This is a genomic window from Streptomyces sp. G-G2 (genome assembly GCF_030063135.1).
GTDB lineage: Bacteria > Actinomycetota > Actinomycetes > Streptomycetales > Streptomycetaceae > Streptomyces.
Window position 1 is genome coordinate 1 of record NZ_JASISO010000101.1, and the last position, 8099, is coordinate 8099.

The following is an 8099-nucleotide window of genomic DNA, read 5'->3' on the forward strand; positions in this document are numbered from 1 at the left end:
TCGCTGCGCTCGGCGGGGCTCGGCGAAGCCGAGCCAGGACCGGCCCTTCGGGCCGGAGTCCTGCGCTTCGCTCCGGACTGGTTCGGGGTTCCGCTTCGCTCCACCCCGAACGCCCTGCTCCGCAGGGCCTGAGTGACCCCGTTTCACGGGGTCCGGGCCTACAGCCCGTTGGGTGGGTCCGCTCCGCTCCCCCCCCCCCCACCGTCCGGTCCCGCCGCGCTGTGCTCGGCAATGGCCGGCCCTTTGGGCCGGAGTCCTGCGCTTCGCTCCGGACTGCTCCGGGTCCGCTTCGCTCCCACGGAGCTGACCCCGTTTCACCGCGCTAGAGGCTTCGGTTCGTTGGGGCTCCGCTGCGCTCCGCCACGGGCACTCTCTGCGCCTGCGACTGTAGGGCAGGCGCGAGAGGCTCGGTATGCAGCATGAGCTCTCATCTCCCGAATCTCTCGTGCCTGGCGGGGCCTCGCAAGGTGTCAGGGCGACAGTTGGACTTGCAGCCCTGGGAATGTGGCTACAACGTCATTGATATCAGTGAACTCGATATCTGACGAGCAGAGATATTCCCCACTGTACGGGCTTCGGCATACTTGGTTACCGCTACCCCCATGGATTATTCCGAGAGCAACGGCCTCAGATCCGTTACCTGTGGAAAATACGGGGCCGCCACTATCTCCCTGACCAGCCGCTACGTAGCCGTTAACCTGCTGGCCGACCCAAACGTTGTACGCGCCTACAACCCGACCACTAACCCGGATGCCACACATTGCGCCGGTTATAGCTCCCGAAGTGCAGACCATCTCCCCCGGGGTATTCGGGCTTACCTTCGTGACTCGCTTCGAGAACTGGCCGTCCTGATTAGCGCCCGCCCCATCCCATATTGCGTTCCCCGAAGAGCTGACATTGATGAACAGGCCGTCCTGGGCATCGTTAGTCGCCCCCTCTGCTTTACCAATAGCGATATTCTGGCCATTTGCCCAGGAGCTTCCAACAGCACCACAGTGCTTAGCAGTTACCAGGTATCTCTTCCCGATGCTGGGCCACACGAGAGAGAAGCCCGACGAGCAAAGTGCGGTCGACGACCGAATGACACCACCCCCAAACATAGCTCCCGAATCATTCTCGCGGTAGTACGGCACAACACGCTTGATACTCGCAGGCTTTACGTCCACTCCTGCCACATCCTTAGCTCGATCCGAGCCGGACTGCAGCGGCGAATTAAGCGTGCGGGCTTCCGACTTTTCAATCCCGACTTCGAGGCCACTGCCATCGTAAAGAGGCATCACTCTGACAACCCCCGCCGCCTTCGATTGGGGGTCCTCATTCACACGCTGAGCCGCCTCGAACAACTGCTTCTGGGTGAACTTCGCAGGCTTCACCAAAATCTGCACTCCCCCTCTACCGATCTCGGCGACAGCTGCTGCTACGGGGCCCTTGAATTCACCCTTCCAATAAACAGACAAGCTATTATTAGGCGCATCCATCCAGGAGCCCGCATAACTTGAAACCTGCTCCGAACCGACGGCGGACATAATCTTCTTCTGCGCCTCAACAAGAGGAGCCTGACGGTCCATTATTTCGTAATCCGAAATTCCATTTACGGAGTTTTCCGGATTGATCGGCGCCGAGTCGCTGGCGAATGCACTAGAAGACGTTACGAGAATTCCAGCTATCGCAAGAAAACCGACACATTTGCTGATACGCACTAGCCTTAATCCCCCCAAAAGAAAACATATTTCCCCCTTTGAGCTGAAAATAACTCCGGGGTTTCGTCGCATACTACACGGCAACAGCCGGGCCGGAAGTAGTGAAGAGTCTGCCTGACAACACTCGATCCATCGACTGCCTAACAAACACGCCAGGCCAACTCCTACTAAGCTAGAAGCCTTGCGCTTCCGGGTAGGAACTGTCCCCCGGGTTGCCTTAGGAGGTAGCAGGAGCCTCTGCTTCCCGTATCCGGTCCGCTAGCGCCCCGTACGCCAGCCCGTTCGAGAGCAGCATCGTAGAGATACTCCGGTTGATGCACCATGTAAGATTGGAAGCAATGAAGGGCATGCAGGGAGATTTCTCCAAGTCTCTCGTGTCGGCTCAAAGCATGCGTACTTAGCTTCACTCACGAGCGCCATGTACTGCTGAGAGGAGCGGTCACAAGCACCAACCTTGACGTGCGTGCGGCTGCCATAGCTGTACATGTGGCGTAAGCGAGGCCGCGTAAAAGGGCGGATCTCGTGAGGCTGAAGCCGTTCGTCAGGAAGGCCGTGCTGCCACGCACCCGCCCCCACACCACTCAGCGGTTCGAGCGCTAGAGCGCTGGATGAAGCCGCCACGGCCTGTGCACTGGCCCGACCGTGGAGCTGTCCAGCAGCGACGTCATCCTCTGCAAACACGAGGCCACACTACGAACCGGACGACAAGCCGCCCTCCAGGGACGGGAACCCGGCGGCTGGCATCTCGCCGACGCGGAAAGGCTCCGGCGCACTCCGCAACCCGCGCGCAGCCGTCTCAAAGACCACACCAGGTTCGGAATCGGAGAAGCAGGGAAATGAAAGCGATCCAGCTTCGCGAACACCAGGTAGAAGCAAATTCCCATATCCGGAAATGGGTGGGATTCCCTGCACCGTACACGGTTCCGGAGAGGGGTGCCCGTGCCACCATCGTGTCGGCGACCGGGTCCGGGAAGACCATCACCGCCGCCGCCGCAGCACTGGAGTGCTTCCCCCACGGCCGGATCCTCGTCACCGTGCCCACCCTCGACCTCCTCGTGCAGACCGCCCAGGCCTGGCGCAGGGCCGGACACCGAGCGTCGATGACCGCGGTCTGCTCGCTCGAGAACGACGCCGTCCTGGCGCAGCTCGGTGTCCGGACCACCACGAACCCGATCCAGCTCGCCCTGTGGGCCGGGAGCGGGCCGGTCGTCGTGTTCGCCACCTACGCCTCCCTCGTTGACCGCGAAGACCTCAGCGGGCAGAAGATCCGGGGGCCGCTGGAAGCCGCGCTCGCGGGCGGGGAGAAGCTGTTCGGGGTCACGATGGCGCCCTTCGACCTCGCCGTGGTGGACGAAGCCCACGGAACGGCCGGAGACCTCGGCCGACCCTGGGCGGCCATCCACGACCAGGACCGGATCCCGGCCGCCTTCCGGCTCTACCTCACCGCCACCCCCCGCATCCTCGCCGCACCGCGGCCGCAGAAAGGCGACGAGGGCCAGGAGGTGGAGATCGCCTCGATGACCTCCGACCCGGAGGGCACCTACGGCGAATGGGTCCACGAACTCGGTCTCGCCGAGGCCATCGAGCGGGAGATCCTCGCCGGGTTCGAGATCGACGTCCTGGAGATCCGCGACCCCGCCCCGATCCTGGGTCTGTCCGAGGAGTCGCTGCGGGGCCGGCGCCTGGCCCTGCTGCAGACCGCCCTCCTCGAGCACGCCGCCGCACTGAACCTGCGCACCGTCATGACGTTCCACCAGCGCGTCGAAGAGGCCGCGGCCTTTGCCGCGAAGCTGCCGGAAACCGCCGCCGAGCTCTACGCCACGGAAGCCTCCGACGCCGCTCTCGCCGCCGCGCAGCAGCTGGCCGCCTCCAGCATCGACGCCGACTTCTACAAACTGGAGAGCAGCCGCCACGTCCCCGCCGACCGGGTGTGGGCGCAGTGGCTGTGCGGGGAGCACCTGGTGGCCGAGCGGCGGGAGGTACTCCGGCAGTTCGCGAACGGCATCGACGCGACCGGACACCGCGTGCACCGCGCGTTCCTCGCCTCCGTACGCGTCCTCGGCGAAGGCGTCGACATCACCGGGGAACGCGGGGTCGAAGCCGTCTGCTTCGCCGACACCCGCGGCTCGCAGGTCGAGATCGTCCAGAACATCGGCCGCGCGCTGCGCCCGAACCCCGACGGGACCACGAAGGTCGCGCGGATCATCGTGCCCGTCTTCCTCGAACGCGGAGAAGACCCCGAGGACATGGTCGCCTCAGCCAGCTACGCGCCCCTTGTCGCTGTCCTGAACGGACTGCGCTCGCACAGCGAGCACCTCGTCGAGCAGCTCGCCTCCCGCGCCCTCTCCCACGGCACCGACAAACGGCCTCCCCATGTAGTGCGGGACGTGGACGGCCAGATCATCGGCACACGCGGGGGCACCGGGGGCCGGGACCAGGAGGACGAGGTGCTCGCCGCGGCCGAGTCCGCGCTGCTTCACTTCTCCAGCCCCCGCGACCCGGCGACCATCGCGGCGTTCCTGCGCACCCGTGTCTACCGGCCCGAGTCGCTGGTGTGGCTGGAGGGCTACCAGGCCCTGCGACGCTGGCGCGCCCAGAACGAGATCACCGGGCTGTACGCGGTCCCGTACGACACCACCGTCGAAGTCGGGGTGACGAAGACGTTCCCGCTCGGGCGGTGGGTGCACCAGCAGCGCAAGAACCTGCGCACCGGGGAACTTGAGGACCACCGCAAGGAGCAGCTCGACGCCGAGGGAATGGTGTGGGAACCCGGGGATGAAGCCTGGGAGACCAAGCTGGCTGCCTTGCGGTCCTTCGAGCGTGCCCACGGGCACCTCGCCCCGCGGCAGGACGCCGTCTGGGGTGAAGGCGACACCGCGGTCGCGATCGGACAGCTGATGGCCAACCTGCGCCGGCCCGGCGGCCTCGGCAAAAACGAGACCACTGCGCTTCGCAGGGCCGAGCAGCTCGCCGCGATCGACAAAGACTGGAACTGTCCCTGGCCCCTGGACTGGCAACGCCACCACCGCGTCCTCACCCACCTCGCCGCCGATGAACCCGGCGGCCGGCTCCCCGCCATCGAGGCCGGTGTCCTCTACGAAGGCGATGACCTCGGCAAATGGCTCCAGCGGCAGGCCCGCGACTGGACACAACTATCCAGCCAGCAGCAGGAACGGCTCACCACTCTGGGTGTAGCGCCCGCCGAACGACCCGCCGCCCCGGCGGCACAGCGCGCAGGAGGACGCGAGAGCAAGGCACAGGAAGCGTTCCAGCGCGGCCTGGCCGCCCTCACGCAGTGGACTGAGCGAGAAGGTGACCGGGCGGTCCCCCGCGGGCACAGCGAACAGATCGCGGTCGACGGCGAGGCGGAGTCGGTGACCGTGAAACTCGGCGTATGGATTTCGAACACCAAGACCAGACGGGACAAGCTCAACCCCGAGCAGCGGGCCGCACTCAAGGCGCTGGGCATGGAGTGGGCTCTCTGAGAAGACGGCGGAGTGGTTCTCTCAACCCGTCAGCCCGGGGCCCCAAGGCCTTCCAGCTCCCGCAGAGACTGGATGATGGCTTCCATCACTCGAAGTGAGCGGGGTGACAGGCCTTGCATGCCTGCTGCGATGGCCAGGGCGTCATCGCTGTTGAGGTCCCGACCTGACCGGGCGTCATGAGCGGGTGCGGGCTCAGCTGCTGGAGCCGACAGGATTCCCCGGACTCGTTCCTCGTCGAACGTGCCGTCGAGAAAATAGCTGCTCGGGACACCGAAGGCGGCCGCAAGCGCGCGGATACTGTCCGCACCGGGATTCGTGGTGGCCCCCGTGCGGATGTTGTGGACTGTGGCATGCGAGATTCCGGGGACACCGTCAGATTCCATTGCCCGTACCAGCAGAGCTATCTGCCTGGAGGAGTACGGGGCCGGACTGGGCGGATGCATCGTCTCGATCAACGCTCCCAACTTTTTGGCGAGGGAGCCAGGTTGTACCGAATTGGACTTGCTCATCGATCTCTCGGAGTACTCGTTCGAACAGCACGATTGCGGACAGCGTACGATCAAGCCCGCCATGCAGAAAAACATATCAAAGCAGCTGATTGATCCCCATCGTGTTCCCGAAGCCGGATCCACACCAGCCGACCCGGCCGTGACAAGCCCGGCACGCCGGTGTCGCCACGTGGGAATCATCGCCGATGGCAACCGGCGATGGGCCGCACTCGAAGGACGCCCCGCCGCTGACGGCCACGCCGTCGGAGCCCACAAGGCCATGGACGTCGTCGACTGGTGCGCCGCCCGCGGGATCGACTTCGTCACCCGGCGGGTGGTGGGCGCGATCAGTTCAAGCATGCGGCGACGATACCGATCTAGATCATGGGGCCTCCCCCTGAGTGGTGGACACGCTGATACTGGATCTGCTTGATCCGGAGGAAGCGAGACGACCACCGATGGCGATGAAGGACTATTCGGACGAGTTCAAGGCCGATGCCGTGGCCCTGTACGAGTCCACGCCCGGGGCGACGTACAAGAGCATCGCCACCCTCGCCGCGCTCGGCGTGAACTGGGCGCGGTAGTGGCGATCAGGCGTCGCTGGGAGCAGCACTGACCAGACCAGGTACATCGTGATCGCCGAATGCCGACAGGTCCCGCACCGGGATCGGGGCGGGACCGCCACTCCATGCGCCGGCCGCTCGTGGCACCAGGGGGATCAGGTCACGGCGAGGGACGCCTCGGGGACCGTCACCAGGAACCCCGGTCGAGTTCTGAGGCGAACCGCTGGGCAGGGAGACCGCTCCGCGCGGCACGGCTCAGCCAGCCGCGTGGATCTTCTTGTGTTGCTGCTTCATGAGGGAGGCAGGGGACCTATTCACTTCTGCAGGGATGAGATAGACCGCCATGGAACCACCGGTACGCACGATCGTCATGACCCGCCCCTTGCCGGGGGCTTCGGCGCTGGTGACCGAGTAGGAAACGGACTCGTCCCCGACCGACACGGAAGGCAACGCCACGACACTGGTTCGTTCCGACCAGCCGCGCCTGGAGGAAGCCGAGAGTTCCCTGCACGTGGCGAGCGCGGCTTTCAGCTCGCCCATCTTGGCCTCCGCCTCACCCCGCGCGTAGCTGGTGAGTACGACGCTGCCCTCCGTGGCTGCGCCCCGAACCTCAAGCGCTGCCCAGGCAGTCCCGACGGGCACGTGCTTGGGCGTGACGCTCGTCAGGTCGGCCAGCGGCTGACAGGAAGGATCGGCCGCCGTCACCACGTCCACGTCCTCCAGCAAGGGCTCTTCCTGCGGCGTCGCGTAGAACCCGGATTGCTCCCCCGTCAGCAGGGCGTCCGACAGTTCCGCGGAAGTCAGCGCAAAACCCCCCTTCCCGGCCGGCGCACCACTGGTACAACCCGCTACTGCAGCAGACAACACAAGGAGCGCTACTCCTCCCCGCATGAAAACCAGCACGCCCATTCCCCCACGTCGAATCCCAAAGCTCGAATCGTGCCAGCCGGCTTCACACCCGCTGACACCGGGGCCCCCGTTGCCTGACACGGCCAATGCCTCGGCGTACACGGGCTGCCGCTCACGCACAGCCCGCGCGCAGGACCTGGAGCGGCCGGGCGTCGTACCGGTCGCAACCACGTCGCACGGCTACGGACAGGCTCTCTACCGCAAGGGGTAGCGCGGCGTCAGCGGTATGCCGGATACGGCTCCGCCGCCACCCGGTCGTAGGAATCGTGGACCTGCTGGGACTGGGGATGCTGTGCCGGAGAGGGCGGGTGGGATGGTGCGTGTGATAGGTGACGGGCTGGAGCGGCTCCTGTACACGCGGCCGGTACCGGTGACGACGGCGTCGAAGACCTCGATCTCGTGGTCGTGGTGCGGAACATGCCGCACGCGTACCCGTAGCCCGGCACCGGCCAGTCCGGTCATCCAGTCGCCGACGTAGTAGCGACTGCGCCAGCGCACCCCGCTGGTGGTGAGCGCGCGAATGCGGCCATCGCCTTCCAGGGTGAACGCCCACAGCAGGGCGGGATCGGCTTCCTGGAGCGGTGTCGGATCGCCCTGCCATGCCGCCAGCGGCGTACGGCCGTCCAGCGCCTGCGAGGTGTGCTCGGCGTTCCACCAGGACACCCAGTCCAGCAGGATCTCGACGAACGCGGTGAACGACAGCGGCCGGGTCGTGTCCTTGGACCGGTCCCGGGGACGCGGCGTGTCCGTGGGCTGGTGGGTGTAGCGGGGCAGTGAGGCGAACAGCATGCGCTGCGCGCACCGGTTGAGGTTCTCAACCGTGCCCTTCAGCTTTTTGTTTAACCTCGCTGGTCACCCGACCTGCTGATCTTGGTTCGTTCCGGGGACAGCGGGACGGCCGTTCTTCACGCTTCGAGGTGTCGAGCAACGTCGCGTGAAGGAACGGCCGCTGGT

The 8099-nt window shown here is 65.6% G+C and carries 7 protein-coding genes; 3 read left to right on the forward strand and 4 right to left on the reverse strand.

Going from position 1 to position 8099, the window contains the following annotated elements:
* Window positions 1–470: 470 nt before the first annotated feature.
* Window positions 471–1700 (reverse strand): S1 family peptidase, encoded by a 1230-nt coding sequence (locus QMF80_RS37480; RefSeq protein ID WP_283461847.1) that lies wholly within the window; start codon window positions 1698–1700, stop codon window positions 471–473.
* Window positions 1701–2536: 836 nt separating this feature from the next.
* Here QMF80_RS37480 and QMF80_RS37485 point away from each other — a divergent pair.
* Window positions 2537–5185 carry a DEAD/DEAH box helicase gene (locus tag QMF80_RS37485; protein WP_283461849.1) on the forward strand — a complete coding sequence of 883 codons (2649 nt, stop codon included), beginning with the start codon at window positions 2537–2539 and terminating at the stop codon, window positions 5183–5185.
* 29 nt (window positions 5186–5214) lie between these two features.
* Here QMF80_RS37485 and QMF80_RS37490 read toward each other — a convergent pair whose 3' ends face one another.
* Entirely contained in the window at window positions 5215–5694 is a 480-nt protein-coding gene (locus tag QMF80_RS37490; RefSeq protein WP_283461851.1) for a helix-turn-helix domain-containing protein, read from the reverse strand.
* Window positions 5695–5755: 61 nt separating this feature from the next.
* Here QMF80_RS37490 and QMF80_RS38515 point away from each other — a divergent pair, with 61 nt between their 5' ends.
* Together QMF80_RS38515 and QMF80_RS37495 are read left to right on the forward strand one after the other, a co-directional pair.
* Window positions 5756–6106 (forward strand): undecaprenyl diphosphate synthase family protein, encoded by a 351-nt coding sequence (locus tag QMF80_RS38515; RefSeq protein ID WP_502963006.1) that lies wholly within the window; start codon window positions 5756–5758, stop codon window positions 6104–6106.
* Between the two features lie 25 nt (window positions 6107–6131).
* Window positions 6132–6257, forward strand: coding sequence for a transposase (locus QMF80_RS37495; RefSeq protein WP_502963004.1), 126 nt, complete (start codon window positions 6132–6134; stop codon window positions 6255–6257).
* 234 nt (window positions 6258–6491) lie between these two features.
* Here QMF80_RS37495 and QMF80_RS37500 read toward each other — a convergent pair whose 3' ends face one another.
* Both QMF80_RS37500 and QMF80_RS37505 read right to left on the reverse strand, forming a co-directional pair.
* Window positions 6492–7139: a hypothetical protein gene (locus tag QMF80_RS37500; RefSeq protein ID WP_283461853.1), complete on the reverse strand. Its 648-nt coding sequence runs from the start codon at window positions 7137–7139 to the stop codon at window positions 6492–6494.
* A gap of 201 nt (window positions 7140–7340) precedes the next feature.
* A complete protein-coding gene (locus tag QMF80_RS37505) occupies window positions 7341–7934 on the reverse strand; it encodes a Mu transposase C-terminal domain-containing protein (RefSeq protein WP_502963005.1) in 594 nt (197 codons plus the stop codon).
* Between the last annotated feature and the right edge of the window lie 165 nt (window positions 7935–8099).